Below are 18,707 nucleotides of genomic sequence, written 5' to 3'. Positions count from 1 at the left end.
GTCATTCCTTGCTGGCGGTGGGGGTGGTCGGGTTGTTGTCAGGTCCGTTAGGGATTTTGGTAATGGTCGGCGATTTCCACGGTCCTGTCACCTGCATCTGGTAGGTCAGCGCCTTCATCACCGGCGCGCGCAGGAACAGCTGGGCCAGATAGCCGCCCAGGCCCAGCACCGGATTGACGGCCAGGCCGTACACGAGCGGGCCGGTGCCCAAATTGAATTCCGGGATCACGACCACGCGCAGATTGGTCGATTCGTTGGCAATGTCAGCCGTGCCGTTCATGAGCACGGTGGCTGCCACGCCATGCATCCTGAGGTTATCGGTGCGCACCACGCCGCGCGTGATCAGCGCGTTGGCCGTGATGCCGTCGAATGCCAGGCCATCGGAAAACACGTCATGGAAGTCGAGCTTGAGCAGGCGCGGCAGGGCTTGCAGGCTGAGCACCCCCAATAACTTGGCTGCGCCCGGATCCTGCTTGAGGAACTGGCCCGACTCCACATTCATCTCGATCTGGCCCGACAGGCTCGGGATGTCCATCGCATATGGCAGGCCGGCCCACGAAATGTCGCCGCGCAGGTAGCCGTTGCCGCGCCCGATCGTGTCCGGGAAGCCCACGCGGTCGAGCAGGCGCCCCGCATTGTCCATGTCCAGGGCGAAGTTCAGGCTGGTATTGCTCTTGCCATCCTTGGTCAGCCAGCGGCCCGACGCGTTCAGCTTGCCGTCGGGGTTGCTCAGCGCCAGCCGGTCGATGCGCCACTCGCGCCCGGCCAGTGCCCGCACATTGCTGGCGTTCAGTTCCAGGCGACCCAGGTTCTTGTTGAACAGCTCGAAGCGCTCGGCCACGATGTCGAGCGACGGAATGCTGGCCGTGGCGCCCTTGTTCGACTCGAGCAGGTCCTTGACCTCGGCTTCGGCCGATTCGGGGATCACGAGCGACGCCAGGCGCGCGGTGACCTTGCCCAGGCCGCTGGGCGTCTCGGCCCAGGTGAGATAGCCGCTGGCCTGGCGCGAATGCAGGTTGGCGCGCCACGTGTCGCCCACGTGCGTGGCGCCGATGACCACGTCGGCCACGCGCCGCTCACCGACCGTCAGTTCACTGACCCGGCCGGCCACCACCGCCGGCAGCACGTACTGGGTGACATCGGCGCCGCTGGCAGGGGGTGCGTCTGCTGCCGGGACAGGCGCGTTGATGTCCATGCCGGCAATGGCGCGGCCTGCCGCCAGCCAGTGGTCGACGTTGAGCGCCTTCATGTCCAGATGTACCATCAGGCCCTGGTCCGGGCGCGGCGCCGGCACATTCACGCCAATCCCGCCATGGGTCACGCGCCAGGCGCCCTTGCCCTGCTTTTCGCGTTCGTACCGCGCCCCCAGGCTCTGCCCCACGCCCACGCGGATGACGTCGCGCGCCAGGCCCTCGACAGTCGGTTCGCCCTCGAGCACGAAGTGGAGCAGCAGGGTCGCGTCTTGCACCTTGTTCAGCGGCGCCGGCAGTTCGATGCCCAGCCCGGCCAGCGCCGAATCGATCGTGATCGTGCGATGCCCGGCCTTGACGACGATCTCGCCCCGATACGGCGTGCTGCCCGACAGGCGTTCGGCCAGACGGCCCAGCGCCGGCGCTGGCGCCGTGCGGCGCATGCCCTCGGCCGACAGCGTACCGGCCAGCGTCACGCGCGTGCTGCCCTCAGGCGTCGTACCGCCACCCACTGCCAGCGGCGCGCCCAGGAAATCGGCGCCCACGCCTTCCAGGCCAAAGCCGTGGTCGTGGAACGCGATCCGGCCCTGGGCATTCTGCAGCGCCGGCAGCTCCGGGAACAGCACCACGTCGTTGCCCTGCAACTGCAGACTGCCCTGCACTTTTGCTTCGTTCATGTGCGCCAGCGGCAGGCGCAGCTTCAGGTCGAGCTTGGCGTTACCGGTGCCCTGCGTGTCTTCGGTGAAGTGGCCGATCCAGCCCAGTACCGGCGTGGCGGCCACGTAGCGAAGGAATTCCTGCAGCGGCCCGGCGCCGGCGCCGTCGATTTCCAGCATCATCTTGTCATGCGCGCCCAGGTCGGGGATCACGGCCTTGACGTTCGACAGCGCCACGCCCAGCGTGCGCAGGGTCTTGCCATTGATTTCCATGCGCGCGCGGTCGAACACGATGCGCCCGTCGATCGCTTCGGCCAGCGGCCACAACGGCGTGCCGTCCGGATGGCGGTGGCCAGGCGCGTATTCGAGCCGCGCGCCTGCCAGGCGTCCGGCGACGCGGAATTCGCCCGTCTCGGCAGACTTGAACGGGAACTGCGCGAGGTCGCCGCGCAGACGCAGCGTGGTGTCGTGCAACTGGCCGCCCTGCAGCGCACCGACCAGCCAGTCGTGCAGGCCGTGTGGCGTGGCCAGCGGCAGGAAGGTGCCGATTTTATTGATCGGGAAACCGTCGAGGCTGCCGGTGAAGTCGGCCGTCCCTGGCCCGTGACCGGGCGTGAGCGGCATGATGTGGCGGCCAGACACCGAGCCCTTGAACGCGCCCTGCGCAAAGTCCAGATCGTCGATCTCGACCTGCAATTGCCGGCCCGCGTCAAACTCCCAGCGCGCATCGAGCACCAGGCGGTCGAACGGCATGCGCGGTTCGGCGAACCAGGCCGGCATGCTTAAGGCAAATTGCTGTGAATCGAGCTTGACGCTGCCGGTGCGCTCGTTGGCGTCGATGTGCCCGCTCAGGTTCTCGAAGCCGGGCGTGGCGGCACGCCCCGGGCGCGCGGCCTGGGCTTTGAGCGCCAGCCCGGCGACATCACCGCGAATACGCCAGCCCGTCACGCCGGGATAGCGTCCGTCCCATTCGACACCGACATCCTGCAACACCCCGCGCGGCGCGTAATCGGCCAGCAAGCCGCGCTGCACCGGTGAGATCGGCAGGTACTGGGCCAGCGCCGCCAGCGCGCCGATATCGAGGCCCTGCGCGCGCAGCGTGCCTTGCTCGGGCTTGCCATCGGCGGCGGGGCGCCAGGTCTGTTCGAGCGTGGCGGGCGGCAAGGCGCGGCCATCGCGCGCCACTACCGTGAAACGATCGAGCCGCAGCGCGTGGCCATTGGCGCCAAAGGTAGGCTTGCCATCGCCCTTGCCACTCAACAGTGTTTCACGCGCGCTCAGGCGCCCCGACACGCGCGCCAGTTGCAACGGCGCGATGTCCGGGCCCAGGCGCGCATTCACGCCGGCCAGTGCCAGGTCGGCGGTGAAACCGGCCAGCCGGGCCTGGTCGACGTTGATCCAGGTGCGCAGCGAGCCACGGCCCCGTTCGAGCTGGATTGGATAATCGACGAAGCGTTTCCACGCGCCCAGATCGACGTCGCGCAGGTCGGCATACAGCTCGCCCTTCCAGCGCGTGACATCGGACGGCTGCTGGCCGAAGCGGTGCCGGAAGCGCGCACGGATGTCGACCGGACCGCCCAGCCGCGCTGGCGGCGTGGCCGTCAGCGCCAGGTGGTGTGCGCCCCAGCGGTTGAGCAGCGCCAGCGTGACGCCCTGCAGCGCCAGCGGCGGCGTGCCGCGCAATTCGTCGACCCAGTCGACGCGGCCATTGCGGATGACGATCTCGCGCTGGCGCAGCAGCCAGTCGGCACCGGCGCCATTGCCCTGCTGCTGCTCGAGCCGCACGCCGGCCACGACCAGCACGCCGTCGCGGCCGCGCCGCACGGCCAGGCGCGGGCCGATGATTTCAAGCGACGCAAACCGGGGTTCGAGCGCGGCGATGCTCCACCAGCCGACCGTGGCGTTGACTTGCGGCAAGGCCAGCACTTGCCGGCCCCGGCGGTCGTGCAGGCGCACGTCACGCAGCGACAACGCCGGGCGCATGCCATGCCAGGACGCCGCCAACTGCGAGATCGTGACGCGGCTGCCGAGTGCATTGCCGGCCACGCGCTCGATGTCGCTCTTGTACAGGTCGATGTTGGGAAGGATGGCGTAGCGCAGCACCAGGAACAACACGGCCAGCGCGAAATACACGATCAGCAGCAGCTTGACGGTAAAGCCCAGCACGTGGTGCGAGGCCAGGTTCGCGAAGCGATAACACGCGCGCAACCGGCGCCAGCGTACGGCCAGCGGCCGGGACGCGGACGTCGCCTGCGGATCCGGGTTGTGCATCAAGGTGCTAATAACAAAGGCTCGCCGAAAAATGTACAGCTCAAAAAAACAGGTCGCTTGCGTGCGTTGCGGCGTCTACCTTACCATCGGTGCTGACCCGGGCAGCAGCGACGGCCTGTTAGCGGGCCATTTTAACGCATCGACTGCCTGCCGGCCCCGACTAATGGCCTATTGAAACGGCCATCCATCGCGTTTCCCAGGATCAACGATGACCGAAGTTTCCCCTGCACCACAACCTGTCCCAGCCACCGTTCCTGTCACCTCGCCCATCACCGCGTCGCGTTTCGTCGCGCGCTGGCTGGGCGCCGCGCTCGAGCGCGCTGAACAGCTCGCCAGCTTGTCCGCCGTATCGCTGGCCGACGCCGATTTTCGCGTGCTGCTGGAGGGCGAACTGGCCAAGGGCTTGCCGCTCGAGCGTGCGATGCGCCGGGTGCGCAACCTGTTGATCTCGACCATCGTCGCGCGCGATCTTGGCGGCCACGCCGACCTCGATGAAGTCGTCACCGCAATGACGGCGTTTGCCGACTTCGCCATCCAGACCCATGTCGCCAGCCTGATGGCCGAGCTGGTGGCGGCGCACGGGATGCCGGTGGGCGAGGATTCGGGCCGCCCGCAGCACCTGATCGTGCTGGCCATGGGCAAGCAGGGTGGCGGCGAACTCAATGTGTCGTCGGACATCGACCTGATCTTCGTGTACCCGGAAGACGGCGACACGGCCGCCGAGGCCGGCCAGCGCCAGCTGTCGAACCACGAATTCTTCATCCGTCTCGGGCGCCGCCTGAGCGCGGCCTTGTCCGAAGTGATCGAGGACGGTTTCGTGTTCCGGGTCGACATGGCGCTGCGCCCCAACGGCAAGTCGGGCCCGCTGGCGGCCAGCTTCGGCATGGTCGAGGAATACCTGATCGTCCAGGGCCGTGAATGGGAGCGCTATGCATGGGTCAAGGCGCGCGCCGTCACGGGCGAGCCGGACGACATCGCGGCACTCGACGCCATCGTGCAGCCGTTCGTCTTCCGGCGCTACCTGGACTTCGGCGTCATCGATGCGATCCGCACGATGCACGCCCAGATCCGCGCCGAGGTCAAACGCCAGGAACGCCTGCATCCCGAGCGCAGCCATAACGTCAAGCTGGGCCGGGGCGGCATCCGCGAAATCGAGTTCCTGGCGCAAGTCTTCCAGCTGATCCGCGGCGGACGCGATCCGGCGCTGCGCGAGCGCTCCACGCGCAAGACGCTGCTCCTGCTGGCCGAACGTGAGCTGTTGACGGTCGACACCGTCGAACGCCTGCTGGCGGCCTACACCTTTCTGCGCAACCTCGAACACCGCCTGCAATACCTCGAAGACGCCCAGACCCACACGCTGCCTGCGAGCGAAGACGACCGCCTGACGGTGGCGCGCATGATGGGTTGTCCGGACGAAGCCAACCTGCTCGCGCGGCTGGAAGAACAGCGCACCTACGTCGCCCAGCAGTTCGACGCCATCTTCGCCGACAAGGAAGCGCCCGAGCCAGACCCGGACACCCCGGCGCTGGTCGACGACCTGGACAACCTCGACGCGCTGACCGCACGCCTGGCGGGCCTGGGCTTCAACGACACGCGCGCCGCCGCCACCCGCCTGATCACTACGCTGCAGGGCGCACGCCTGACCAGCCTGCCCGACTTCAGCCGCGTGCGCCTGCTGGCGCTGGTCGAGGCTGCCCTGCCCCTGATCGCCACGGTCGTGGCGGATGCGGGGATGGGCAGCCACGCCGCCACGCTGGGGCGCCTGCTTGACCTGTTCGAGGCGATCGCGCGCCGCTCGGCCTATCTGGCGCTGCTGACCGAATACCCGCACACCCTCGAGCGCGTGATCCGCATGATCAATGCCAGCGGCTGGGCCGCCACGTTCCTGACCCAGCACCCGATCCTGCTCGACGAGTTGCTGGACGACCGCAACGCCGGCGCCGAAGCGCTGCCGCAACTGGCGGCCACCCTCGACACGCAGCTGACCGACGCTGCCGGCGACACCGAGCGCCAGCTCGACATCCTGCGCGAGACGCACCACGCGCAGCTGTTTCGCCTGCTGGCGCTGGACCTGGCCGGCGAACTGTCGGTCGAGCACCTGGCCGACCACCTGTCGGCGCTGGCCGACACGATCGTCGGCGCGGTCGTCACGCACGCCTGGCGCGCGGTCAATGGCCGCCACCGCGAGGTACCGCGCTTTGCCGTCATCGCCTACGGCAAGCTGGGCGGCAAGGAGCTGGGGTATGTGTCCGACCTGGATGTGATCTTCCTGTACGAGGACGACGACGGTGACGCGCCGCCCCTGTACGCCCGGCTGGCCCAGCGCTTCATCACCTGGATGACGGCGCCGACGCCGGCCGGCATCCTGTTCGACATCGACATTGCCCTGCGTCCGGACGGCGCCAGCGGCATGCTGGTGTCGTCCATCGCCGCCTTCGAGCGCTACCAGAGCGAAGCGGCGTGGATCTGGGAACACCAGGCGCTGACGCGGGCGCGCTTTTGCGCCGGCGACGCTGCCATCGGCGCACGCTTCGAGGCGATCCGCGAACAGGTGCTGCGCAAGGACCGCGCCGGCCAGGCGGACGTGCTGAAAAACGAGGTGGTGCAGATGCGCGCGCGCATGCATGACGCCAACCTGAACCGCAGTACCCAGTTCGACCTCAAGCACGATGCGGGCGGCATGATCGACATCGAGTTCATCGTGCAATACCTGGTGCTGCGCCACGCGCACACCTACCCGCAGCTGACCGCCAACGCCGGCAACATCGCCCTGCTGCACCTGTGCGGCGAACTGGGCCTGATCGATGCAGCCCTGGCCAGCCAGGTCGCGGCGGCGTACCGCGCGATGCGCAAGCTGCAGCACAGCGTGCGGCTGCAGGGGCACGACAAGACCCGGGTCGAGCCGGCCCAGGTGGGTACCCATCCTGACAGCGTGCTGCGGTTGTGGCACGCCTGTTTTACCGGTTGATTCCATGCGCACCACCCTGGTGCGCATGGTTTTCCCCCGCACCACCTCCATCCAACAGCAGTGTTTATTGCACCCCAAACGTACATGCAGACTGCTGACTTTTTAGTCATTTAATTTCTTTTTGTTAACTGTTGTATTTGCAACAGAAATGCCCTCCTGACATATTGACACCCGTTAATACCGAATGGTTTGATACCTGCGGGGTATGCATGTCCAACAAAAAGTATTGCCGTTTGTTGAACACGCCTCAGTTCGCCGATCAATCATAAGACTGCCCCGCACCATGGGGCTCAGGATGGAGAGCACATGCAACAACGTACCAAGATCGCACTTGCCGTGACGCTGGCGCTGACGTCGATGACTGCCATCGCACAAGAGGCCCTGCAACGGGTCGAAGTGACCGGTTCCCGCATTCGCCAGGTCGACCTGGAAACGGCGCAGCCGGTCCAGGTGATGAGCCAGGAACAGATCCAGAAGAGCGGTTTGGTCACCGTCGGCGACATCATCAACAGCATGTCCTCGGCCGGTGTGCCAGCCTTCTCGCGGGGTTCGTCGCTCGGCGCGAGCCGCGAACAGGGCGGCCAGTTCCTCGACATGCGCAACCTGGGCGCGCAGCGCTTGCTGGTGCTGGTCGATGGCAAGCGCTGGACCCAGTCGGTCAGCGGCTATACCGACATGTCGACCATTCCGTCGGCACTGATCGACCGTGTCGAAATCCTGAAGGATGGCGCCTCGTCGATCTACGGTTCGGATGCGATCTCGGGCGTGGTCAACATCATCCTGAAGAAAACCATGCAGGGCGGCCAGGTCAGCGTGTACCACGGCCAGAACGAAGAAAACGACGGCAAGACCAAGGATTACTCGGTCACCTACGGCGCCGGCGACGACAAGGCATCGCTGCTGTTCGGCCTGACCCATACCGACCAGGGCGGCGTCTGGGCGCGCACGCGCGACATCACCGCCACGACGAACGGCCCGAGCCGGCCGAATTCAGCGCTGGGCAGCGGCCCATGGGGCCGTATCCGCCAGGTCAGCCCGACCGGCGCCGTCACCGGCTTTGACCGGGTGCTGAACCACACCGGCGGCCCGCTGGGCGATGGCGTGGGCCAGGATGCGCGCAATCCCGCCAACTACCACACCTTTGCCAATGCGCCGGCCGACCTGTTCAACTCGACCAGCCAGATGCACTTTTTGACGCCAAGCAAGCTGACGTCGCTCTTCGTCAAGGGCGAAGTCGAACTGCCGGCCAATATGCGCTTCAAGACCACCGCGATGTACGCCGACCGCAAATCGTCGCGTCAGGTTGCCGGCTACCCGCTGAGCTCAACCTCGCAGGCAAGATACCCGGTGTATGTCGACAAGGACAGCTACTACAACCCGTACGGCAACGCCGTGGCCGGCGCCGGCAATGGCCAGGACCTGTTCTTCTACCGCCGCACGATTGAAGTACCGCGCGTGACCGACAACAGCAACCGCAGCCTGCACATCGACGCGTCGCTCGAAGGCGAGTTCTCGCTGCGCGCCCTGCCATGGAACTGGAGCGTCGGCTACAACCACAGCAAGGTCGACGGCCAGGTGACTGGCTATGGTGACCTGAACCTCATCAACCTCAAGCGCGCCCTCGGTCCGTCGTTCCGCAATGCCGCAGGCATCGTGCAGTGCGGCACCGCCGCAGCGCCAATTGGCCTGGGTGAATGCACCCCGTGGAACATCCTGGGCGGCCCATCGGCCTCGACGCCGGAAGCGCTCGATTACGTGATGTCGACCGCCCAGGCGACCTACAGCTCGGTCGTCAACAGCGCTACTGCCGACCTCAGCGGTGAACTGTTCACGCTGCCAGCCGGCGCCGTCGGCATTGCCGGCGGCATCGAGCACCGCGAAGTGCGCGGCGACGACGTGCCGGGCCAGTTCGAACGCTCGGGCTACTCGTCGAGCCTGGCCGGCAATCCGACCTACGGCCGCTACACGGTGCGCGAAGCGTATCTGGAAGCGAACATCCCGCTGCTCAAGGACGTGCCGTTTGCTGAACTGCTCAGCCTGAATCTGGCCTCGCGCTACTCGGACTACTCGAACTTCGGCTCGACCACCAACAGCAAGGCCAGCTTCATGTGGAAACCGGTGCGTGACCTGCTCACGCGCGGCACCTACGCCGAAGGCTTCCGCGCGCCAACCCTGGGCGACACCTTCGGCGGCGGCTCGCAGACCTTCGCCAGCTACCTCGACGCCTGCGACAGTGTCGTCGGCGAAGCAGCCGTCAACCCCGCCGTGGCCCAGCGCTGCGCGGCGCGCGGCGTACCTGCCGGCTTCCGCCAGAAGAACCAGACGGGCGCAAACGTGCCTGCCACCGGCGGCCAGACCCCGTTCCCGTTCACGACCGGCGCCGGCAACAGCTTCCTGCTGCCCGAGACCGCCAAGACCCGCACGCTGGGCCTGGTCCTGAGTCCGTCGAGCGTGCCAGGGCTGTCAGTCTCGGTCGACTGGTTCAACATCAAGATCGACAACCTGATCACGGGCGTGTCGGCCACCGACACGATCGAGGAATGCTTCCTGTACAACGTGGAGAATTTCTGCTCGCTGATCACGCGTGACGCCAGCGGCCAGGTCGTCGATCTGCAGATCGGCAACACCAACCGCGGCAAGGTCGAGACCGAAGGCGTCGACCTGGCGATCAACTACCGCCTGCCGCGCACGGCCTGGGGCCAGTTCGGCATCCGCAGCGAAACGACCTACACCGACTCGTACAAGCAGCAGTCGACCCCGGATTCGGAATGGGTCGAATACGCCGGCGAATACGACACGTTCCGCGTCAAGTCGAACACCTCGCTGGACTGGAACATGGGCAACTGGAGCGCGACCTTCACGGCCCGCTTCTACAGCAGCCAGAAGAACCGTTGCTTCTCGCTGACCCTGCCGGGCGAATGTTCGGACCCGACCGCCAAGACCAGCTGGGGCACGGGCTACACCCGCGCCAAGGAGATGTGGTACGGCGATTTGTCGATCGGTTACGCGCTGCCATGGAACGCCAAGCTGCTGCTCGGCGCGAACAACATCTTCGACAAGAAACCGGTCATCAACTACAGCGCAGGCTCGGCTACCGGCGGCAACTCGTCATCGTCGTCGGTCAGCCCGGAACTGCCGATCGATCGATTTGTCTACGTTCGCTACAATCAGGCGTTTTAAATGAATCGTCGGTAAACCGCAATTTTATTGCGCGAAAAGCCCGCCAGGCGCAAGCCTGGCGGGCTTTTTGCCGTCCAACCAAACTTAGATCAGCAAGTAACCGCCTAGTCAATTACATGTGATATCGAAAACGAGTAAATACACATTTCTGCAACAAAACGGTCACATTCTCACCGTTCTGGTGCGTATGCATTGACAGTGAAGTCCCCCGAATGGTTTTATTGCTGACTTGAAAAGCCGTTTGACCAATTAGTTGGCGTTTTTCAGCGAGTCGCACCGCGACATTTTTTCGGTGGCAGGCCCTTACCCAGGACCAGCCGCGCATACACCCCTAGGAGTTCTGCAACATGATGGAAACACTCTTGTCCCGTTCGGTCCGCGCTATCTGCCTCGGCGGTATGACCCTTGGCATGACCGCTGCGATCGCGCAGGAAGTCGCTGCGCCACAGCGCGTTGAAGTGACCGGTTCGCGTATTCGCCAGGTTGACCTGGAAACGGCGCAACCGATCCAGATCCTGAACCAGGAACAGATTCAGAAAACTGGTCTGGTGACCGTCGGCGAAGTGCTCAACAACCTGTCGTCGGCCGGCGCGCCGGACTTTTCGCGTTCGGGCTCGCTGACGTCGAACACCGAAGCGGGTGGCCAGTACGTCAGCCTGCGTAACCTGGGCGCGAACCGCCTGCTGGTGCTGGTTGATGGCAAGCGCTGGACCCAGACCGTTGCAGGTTACACCGACTTGTCGACGATCCCGTCGGCAATGATCGAACGCATGGAAATCCTGAAGGATGGCGCCTCGTCGATCTACGGCTCGGACGCAATCGCAGGCGTGGTCAACATCATCCTGAAAAAGAACATGCAGGGCGGCCAGCTGTCCCTGTACACCGGCCAGAACGAAAAGAACGACGGCCGCAACAAGGACTTCTCGCTGAGCTACGGCGCTGGCGATGAAAAGGCATCGCTGATGCTGGGTCTGTCGCACACCGAAACCGGTCGCGTGGGCACGCAAGAGCGTAACATCACCAAGACGCAATACGGTCCTGACCACCCGTTCGACGGCCTCGGCGCCGGTCCATGGGGCCGTATCGCACCGGTGAATCCGGCAACCGGCGGCGGTCTGACCGGCGCGGGCGGTTTCAACCGTTACCTGAACCACACCGGCTCGTTCGACGGCCGCGGCCAGGGCGCGGATTCGCGCAACATCGCCAACTACCACAACAACTCGTCGGCGATCCAGGAAGACAAGTACAACACCACGCAGGACATGGACCTGCTGTCGCCTAGCGAACTCGACACCTTGTTCGTCAAGGGCGAAATCGCACTGCCAAAAGACATGCGTCTGAAAACGACCGCCATGTACTCGCAGCGCCAGTCGGTGCGCCAGATCGCTGGTTACCCACTGCAGTCGACCTCGCAAGCCAACTTCCCTGTCTATGTCGACAAGGACAGCTACTACAACCCGCTGGGCAGCAGCGTCGTCGGCGCCGGCCGCGGCCAGGACCTGTTCTTCCAGCGTCGTACGATCGAGCTGCCACGCGTCACCGACAACGAAAACCGCACCCTGCACATCGATGCCACCCTCGAGGGTGATTTCATGGTCAAGGACCTGGCGTGGAACTGGAGCGTTGGCTACAACCACAACAAGGTTTCGGGTACCGCGACCGACACCGGCAACATCAATCTGCTGAACCTGAAGCAAGCTCTGGGCCCATCGTTCATGAATTCGTCGGGCGTCGTCCAGTGCGGCACCGCAGCGAACCCGATCGGCCTGGCATCGTGCACCCCATGGGATATCCTGGGTGGCCCATCGGCATCGAACGCAGCAGCGCTTGACTACGTCAACACGACCGGCACCAAGACCTACGGCTCGACCATCAACAGCGCTACCGCTGACCTGGCCGGCGAACTGTTCCAGCTGCCAGCCGGCGCACTCGGCCTGGCAGTCGGTATCGAACACCGCGAAGTCAAGGGTTCGGACGTTCCTGACCAGTTTTCGCAGTCGGGCTACTCGACCAACCTGTCGGGTCAGGCAACCTACGGCCGCTACACCGTGCGTGAAGCGTATGCCGAGTTGAACATTCCAGTCCTGAAAGCACAGCCGTTCGCAGAACTGCTGAGCTTCAACCTGGCAACCCGTCATTCGGACTACAGCAACTTCGGCGTGACCAACAACAGCAAGGCCAGCTTCATGTACAAGCCGGTCAAGGACGTGCTGGTCCGCGGTACCTGGGCTGAAGGCTTCCGCGCCCCAACCCTGGACGATATCTCGGGCGGTGGTTCGCAGTCGTTCGACACCTTCACCGACGCTTGCGACACCCGTTTCGGCGAAGCATCGCGTAACCCAGCCGTGCTGGCACGTTGCACCAGCGGCTTCGGCGGCGTGACTGGCACCCCGGTCAACTACCGTCAACTGATGCAAGCCGGTGGCGCGATCACCAGCGCCGGCGGCACCCAGTCGCTCGTCGCCTTCAACAGCGGCGCCGGCAACCAGTTCCTGAGCCCTGAAACTGCGGTCACCAAGACCCTGGGCTTCGTGTACAGCCCATCGTTCGTGCCTGGCCTGTCGGTCGGTCTGGACTGGTACAACATCACCATCGACAACCGCATCACCGCTATCGGCGCTGATTACGTCATCGACGAGTGCTACATCGGTGGCAACGCAAACTACTGCAACTCGCTGCGTCGCGATCCAACCACCGGTAACCTGACGGCCCTGTCGCGCGGCAACGCCAACCTGGGTCAGATGGAAACCGAAGGCGTCGATCTGGCAGTGTCGTATCGTCTGCCACGCACCGCCTACGGCCAGTTCGGCTTCCGTAACGAAACGTCGTACACCGACTCGTTCCGTACCAACGACGGTCCAGGCACCCGCTGGAAAGAGTATGTCGGCGAGTACTACTACAACCGCGTGAAGTCGAACACCTCGATCGACTGGGCACTGGGTAACTGGAATGCAACCTGGGGCTTCCGTTACTACAGCCCAACCAAAGACACCTGCTGGGATGTCGAAGAGCTGATCGAGTGCAACATGCCTAACTTCGTGCTGGCTGACGGCAACACGGGCGCCAACAAGCTGGGTTCGGTCACCATCCATGACGTGAGCGTCGGCTACAAGACCTCGTGGGATGGCCGCTTCCTGTTCGGTATCAACAACGTCTTCGACAAGTCGCCACGCATGGTGTACAGCACCCTGGCATCGGCTTCGAAGATCGACGCCGACCAGTCGCTGGACCGCTTCTTCTACGTCCGCTACACCCAGAACTTCTAATGGATCGGGGTCGCAAGACCCTGTCCTGAAAAGTTCAGTAAATGCCCGCCCGGCTCTGCCTGGCGGGCATTTTTACATCCCAGCCCTGCTTGCCTGACCCCAACGCGGTATCATGGCGGTTTGCCTGCGGCGCTGCCGCGTCACTCCCTCCCCGTATGACCATCAAACTCAAGAACGACAAAGACATCGCCAAGATGCGTGTGGCCGGCCGCATGGCCGCCGAAGTGCTGGACATGATCAAGGAATTCGTCGTCCCCGGCGTCTCCACCGAAGAACTCGACCGCCGCTGCCACGACTACATCCGCAAGGTACAGAAGGCCACGCCGGCCAATATCGGTTACCACGGCTTCCCGAAAACCCTGTGCACGTCGATCAACGGCGTGGTCTGCCACGGCATCCCGAGCGAAAAGGACATCCTCAAGGACGGCGACATCGTCAATATCGACGTGACCGTGATCAAGGATGGCTGGCATGGTGACACGAGCCGCATGTACTTTGCCGGCACGCCGTCGCCCGGAGCGAAGAAGCTGGTCGAGGTCACCTATGACGCCATGATGGCGGGCATCCGCGCCGTCGGCCCGGGCGCGCGCCTGGGCGATGTCGGCCACGCGATCCAGACGCTGGCCGAAGGCGCCGGCTTCTCGGTCGTGCGCGACTACTGCGGCCACGGCATCGGCCGTGTCTACCACGAAGAACCGCAGGTGCTGCACTACGGCCGCAAGAACACGGGCTTGCTGCTCAAGGAAGGCATGACCTTCACGGTCGAGCCGATGATCAATATGGGCGAAGACGACGTGATCCAGCTCGAGGATGGCTGGACCGTGATGACGCGCGACGGTTCACTGTCGGCGCAGTGGGAACACATGCTGGTGGTGACGAAGAATGGCGCCGAGATCCTGACCCCGTGGCCGGACCAGCGCTGATCAGATTGCAGCGAGAACCACGAAGATAAAAAAGGGCCGGCTCCCGTCAGGGATCCGGCCCTTGTTCGTTCAGCTCAAGTCCTGATCAGAACTTGTAGTTGCCCGTCACGTACAGCTGACGACCGAGCGGATCGGCGTAGCGCGGATCGAACCCGACCTGGTGACCCGACGAGGCGCGCAGCGACAGCGGCGGTTTGCGGTCGGCGATATTCTTCATGCCGGCGCGCAGGATGAAGTTCTCGGTGAAGGTATAGCGGCCCTGCCAGTCAATGGTCAGGAACGATGGCACATCCAGGCGGAAGCCGGTTTCGTTGCGGCCGGTGTCCAGGTTACGCACCGTGGCGGCTGCATCGACATAGCCATTGCGGTAGTTGACGATCAGCGAGTTCGACAGCTTGCCCGTATCGAGCGAGCTCGACAGACGGACAATGTGGCGGAACGTGACGGCATTGTTGGTGCCGAAGTAGTTCATGCTGTTGGTCCAGTCGTTCGCCGTACCCGCACGCGTGTAGTCCGACTTCATCATGTACGTGCCGTTCAGCGTCGTCGTCCAGGTGCCGAAACCGAAACGCTGGCGGCCGGTCATGTCCCAGTCGATACCGCGATTGTGGGTCTTGCCGATGTTCACCGACGACTGCAGGAACGCCCAGTAGGTGTTGCCGGTTGCAGGTTCCGTGTAGGTCTGGAACAGCGCGCGGAAGGTCGCCGGGTCAGCCCATGCCTGCTGTTCGCTGACGGCGCTCACGGCATCCTTGATCTTCACGTCCCACAGGTCCAGGCCTGCCGAGAAGCGTGGGGATGGCTCGAAACGCATGCCGACGGTGAACTGCTTCGAGGTTTCAGGACGCAGGTCTTCGTTGCCGGTCGAGAGCACGTTGTACTGCGTGGAACCTGGACGGCACAGTGTCGGATCGGCGATCGGGCAGGCCCACGAGGATGCGGTAAAGCCGGCGTTGACCGTTGGCTGCGCCAGGCTGAGCATGTCAGGCGCCTTGAAGCCGGTGCCGTACGAACCGCGGAACAGCAGTTCCGGCATCGGCTGGTAACGGGCCGAGACCTTGTACGTGGTCTTGGACTGATCGCTGCCGACCTTGCGACCGCGCACGCCGTCGTCGATGGCCGAGATGCTGTCGTAACGCAACGCCGCCGTGACCTCGATCTGCTTGGTCAGCGGGGCCAGCATTTCGGCAAAGGCGCCGACGTTGTCGCGCTTCATGTCATACCGGGCCGGCGCGTTGAAGTTGTAGATCACACCGTTGACCGCATCGGCCGATGGGTCCTGCTGGTAGTGGTATTCGCGGTAGTCCGCGCCGAGGGCCAGCTGGGCTGCACCGCCGCTGAGGGCAAACAGCTCGCGCGAACCGCGCACGTCGGCCGCCTTCAGGGTGGTCGAGGCTTCACGGATCGAACCGTTGAAGACCGAGGCGTCGATCAGTTTCTGGGTCGCTTCGCTTTGCGCGCCGATCGGTGCAAACGGATCGAACAGGCGGTTGGTCAGCATGTTGCGGAACTCGGCGTTCTTCATGTAGCCGCCGACATAGCGCTCGTCGATCGAGTTTTCCGACCAGGTCAGCGCGCTGTTGATGTTCCAGCCGGCGAACTCGCCTTCGACGCCCGCCACTGCGTGCTTCGATTCGGTGATGGTCTGGCTGTCACGCGTGCCCCAGTCGAAAGCACGGTAGTTGCCCGAGACGGAGCTGACGCGGCCAAGCTGGGTGGTGTTCAGGTATGGCGCCACGTACTGGTTGAATTGCGGCGAGCCGGCGACGATCGTGAACGGCGCGGTGTTTGGCGCGATGCGCGCGGTCAGGTCGAAGCGCGAGTAAGCGATGTCGGTGAACGCTTCCCATTTGTCGCCCAGCTTCTTGGTCCCCTTCAGGAACAGGCTGTCGCGCTTGTTTTCCGGAACCATTTCGACGGTCTGGATGTAGTCGAACGTGCAGTTGCGCGCGGTGGTGCCGTTGTTGTTGATGCTCGCCACAGTCAGCGTCGGGCAATTGCCATTGGCCAGCAGATACGGCGAGAAGCCGACCGATGGCAGCGCGGCGACGCCGGCCGGGTTGCGGAACGCCACGGTGACATTGGCCGGCACTGATGCGGTGCTGGTGTTGTCATAGACGTAGTTGGTGCCATTGCGCGAGAACTTGCGGAAGGCCGTGTTGGCGAAGTCGCGTTCGGTCGAGCGGATCTGGTCCTGCTCGTCGCGGCGGTAGCTGGCCAGCACGTTCCAGCCGTCGGTGTCCAGGTCGCCCATGCCGTAGGTTGCGGCGATATAGCGCGAACCACCCGCCTGACCGGCCGTCGGCTGGCTGTAGTTTGCTTCGATGTCGCCGCCCTGCTGGTTCTTCTTCAGGACAAAGTTGATCACGCCGGCGATGGCGTCCGAACCGTACAGGGCCGAGGCGCCATCGGTCAGGATTTCAACGCGCTCGACAGCGCTCATCGGGATCGCTTGCAGATTGACCGTGCTGCCCGAACCTTGTGGCGCCAGGCGGCGGCCGTTGAGCAGCACCAGTGTGTACGATTCGCCGATGTCGTGGATCGAGGCCGACACGCGGCCACCCGAGTTGGTACCGGCGGCGATGGCGCCAATGGTAAAGCCCTGCATCGCAGGCAGGGTCTGGAGCAGTTCCGCAACGCTGTTGGCGCCGGTCTTGGCAATCGCTTCCTGGGTCAGCGTCTGGATCGGCAATGCGCCCTCGACGTTGATGCGCTTGATTGCGGAGCCGGTGACTTCGACGCGCTGCATTGGCGCCTCTTGCGCCATGGTGTGGGACACGGCCAATGTGGATACCAGGCCAAGAGCAAGGCGCACTGCACGCACGCTCATCTTTTCGTTGAACTTCATTGGATCATCCTTGGTTGCATTCATAAACGCGCCAAATTGGAGCATGTCTTCTGCCGCTCTCTGTCCAGCGTCGATTTATTATGGCAACGACATTGCCTCTCACCAAGTAAAAGTCCGTGTCGCAGATACCCCCGTTCACATGAATGTCACATTACCCTGTATTTACTGCTGGTAAATTCTCTTAAAAATATATCAATTGATTGGATCCAGCACCGTGGTCCCGGGCATACCCTACGTGACCCGTTACAAGTGTTAACAAATTCGTTGTTAATTAACAACTACATCGCGTTTGATCGTGCAATCTGCCCAGTAAATCAAGGCGAATTGCCGCCAGTGGCGTCGGTTGTGGGCGCAGGTCTCGTGCGATACGGTGCCATTTTGGGGTGCATGCCTGCTCTGCCGTGGTGCTCTACGATGAGCCGCCAGGGACCAGCAAATGCGCCGCCTGGCGCAAGGACATATCCCAGCTGCCAGTCGGCGTCCGGCGTCCGACAGTGCGGAAAACGTTATTTGGTGTCGTCCGGACAGCTGGTTCGAGCCTGCAGTTCGCACACGCCCATTCGTCCTCGGATCACGGTCCTGGCGTTGTTAGACGGCCCGACACGCTGACATGTAGTCAGCCGGTCGGGCGCAATGGGGTGGCAGCGTCAATAGTTTAGATACCGCAACGATCCGAACATGCAACACGCTCTTCCAGGCACTGCGCCGGGCTTGTATCGGAAGAGAGACAAGCCCGGTAAACCCTGGAGCAATCTTTCCCGCATTGATCCATATTTTGCTGAAAAGCCGATACGGTAGCTGCGCTGCCAACACCGATGGCGAACAAGAATGCTGCGACTTTTTTATTCATGCATTTTCTCCTGGATTGATTTATCAAGACGGTGATTTGATTCCGGAATCGCGCCGTCGATCGCTAAATTCCAAATACAACAAAGTCGGCCTGTCAGAGGCGGCGTTCATGGCTTGGAGACATGACCAGCCTTGATCAGCGCAGATTCGAGATCGTCCGGGTTGAAACCAGTAAGCAGGCGTTCACCGACGAGAATTACCGGGACGGCTTTTCTCCCAAGCTGTGCAAATTCGCGACGGTTTTCATCGGAAGCCGAAACATCGCGATCAATGAAGGCTATATTTCGTCCGCGCAGGAACGCGCGGGCATGAATGCAATAAGGACAAGTGTCCGTTCCGTAAAGGACGACATTGGTTTTTCCAGCCGGATAATAAGCGCTGTAATCGCCTTTGATATAGGCAGGCTTCAATGCACTGACGATATAAGGAACCCCTGATCCAATACCCAGACCTGCAGCAAGGATCAGAAAATACGTCATTGTTTTTTTCGCTGGTAGCGCAGGCATATCTTGTTCCGATTCGAAAAGACATCACTAACATCACATATGCATTAATC

Annotated in this window: 8 protein-coding genes; 4 read left to right on the top strand and 4 right to left on the bottom strand. The window is 63.4% G+C overall.

Annotated features, from left to right (window positions below; all coding sequences use genetic code 11):
- Position 1: 1 nt before the first annotated feature.
- Entirely contained in the window at positions 2-4,117 is a 4,116-nt protein-coding gene (locus tag ACZ0AJ_RS02345) for a YhdP family protein (protein WP_499453773.1), read from the bottom strand.
- A 208-nt stretch (positions 4,118-4,325) separates the two neighbouring features.
- Between ACZ0AJ_RS02345 and glnE the strand changes: the two genes are divergently transcribed.
- From glnE to map, 4 genes are all read left to right on the top strand, one after another.
- Positions 4,326-7,085 carry a bifunctional [glutamate--ammonia ligase]-adenylyl-L-tyrosine phosphorylase/[glutamate--ammonia-ligase] adenylyltransferase gene (gene glnE, locus ACZ0AJ_RS02340; protein ID WP_499453771.1) on the top strand — a complete coding sequence of 920 codons (2,760 nt, stop codon included), beginning with the start codon at positions 4,326-4,328 and terminating at the stop codon, positions 7,083-7,085.
- A 306-nt stretch (positions 7,086-7,391) separates the two neighbouring features.
- On the top strand, positions 7,392-10,265 hold the full coding sequence (locus tag ACZ0AJ_RS02335) for a TonB-dependent receptor domain-containing protein (RefSeq protein ID WP_499453769.1): 2,874 nt from the start codon (positions 7,392-7,394) through the stop codon (positions 10,263-10,265).
- 410 nt (positions 10,266-10,675) lie between these two features.
- Positions 10,676-13,531 (top strand): TonB-dependent receptor domain-containing protein, encoded by a 2,856-nt coding sequence (locus ACZ0AJ_RS02330; RefSeq protein WP_499453767.1) that lies wholly within the window; start codon positions 10,676-10,678, stop codon positions 13,529-13,531.
- 155 nt (positions 13,532-13,686) lie between these two features.
- Positions 13,687-14,454 carry a type I methionyl aminopeptidase gene (map, locus tag ACZ0AJ_RS02325; RefSeq protein ID WP_499453766.1) on the top strand — a complete coding sequence of 256 codons (768 nt, stop codon included), beginning with the start codon at positions 13,687-13,689 and terminating at the stop codon, positions 14,452-14,454.
- Positions 14,455-14,539: 85 nt separating this feature from the next.
- Here map and ACZ0AJ_RS02320 read toward each other — a convergent pair whose 3' ends face one another.
- The 3 genes from ACZ0AJ_RS02320 to ACZ0AJ_RS02310 all read right to left on the bottom strand — a co-directional run bounded on the left by ACZ0AJ_RS02320 (position 14,540) and on the right by ACZ0AJ_RS02310 (position 18,657).
- Positions 14,540-17,302, bottom strand: a complete 2,763-nt coding sequence (locus ACZ0AJ_RS02320) for a TonB-dependent receptor (protein ID WP_499453764.1) — start codon at positions 17,300-17,302, stop codon at positions 14,540-14,542.
- Between the two features lie 655 nt (positions 17,303-17,957).
- Positions 17,958-18,152, bottom strand: coding sequence for a hypothetical protein (locus ACZ0AJ_RS02315; RefSeq protein WP_499453762.1), 195 nt, complete (start codon positions 18,150-18,152; stop codon positions 17,958-17,960).
- A gap of 106 nt (positions 18,153-18,258) precedes the next feature.
- Positions 18,259-18,657, bottom strand: coding sequence for a glutaredoxin family protein (locus ACZ0AJ_RS02310; protein ID WP_499453760.1), 399 nt, complete (start codon positions 18,655-18,657; stop codon positions 18,259-18,261).
- Between the last annotated feature and the right edge of the window lie 50 nt (positions 18,658-18,707).

The organism is Telluria sp. AC161, from assembly GCF_979258535.1.
The sequence above is the reverse complement of the archived record's forward strand: the minus strand, read 5'-3'. Positions and strand labels throughout refer to the sequence as shown.

Excerpts from the sequence above, each read along its gene's own strand:
- ACZ0AJ_RS02345 (WP_499453773.1), bottom strand. The coding sequence starts at position 4,117 with ATGCACAACCCGGATCCGCAGGCGACGTCCGCGTCCCGGCCGCTGGCC.
- ACZ0AJ_RS02330 (WP_499453767.1), top strand. The coding sequence starts at position 10,676 with ATGACCGCTGCGATCGCGCAGGAAGTCGCTGCGCCACAGCGCGTTGAA.
- glnE (WP_499453771.1), top strand. The coding sequence starts at position 4,326 with ATGACCGAAGTTTCCCCTGCACCACAACCTGTCCCAGCCACCGTTCCT.
- ACZ0AJ_RS02320 (WP_499453764.1), bottom strand. The coding sequence starts at position 17,302 with ATGAAGTTCAACGAAAAGATGAGCGTGCGTGCAGTGCGCCTTGCTCTT.
- ACZ0AJ_RS02335 (WP_499453769.1), top strand. The coding sequence starts at position 7,392 with ATGCAACAACGTACCAAGATCGCACTTGCCGTGACGCTGGCGCTGACG.
- ACZ0AJ_RS02315 (WP_499453762.1), bottom strand. The coding sequence starts at position 18,152 with ATGAATAAAAAAGTCGCAGCATTCTTGTTCGCCATCGGTGTTGGCAGC.
- ACZ0AJ_RS02310 (WP_499453760.1), bottom strand. The coding sequence starts at position 18,657 with ATGCCTGCGCTACCAGCGAAAAAAACAATGACGTATTTTCTGATCCTT.
- map (WP_499453766.1), top strand. The coding sequence starts at position 13,687 with ATGACCATCAAACTCAAGAACGACAAAGACATCGCCAAGATGCGTGTG.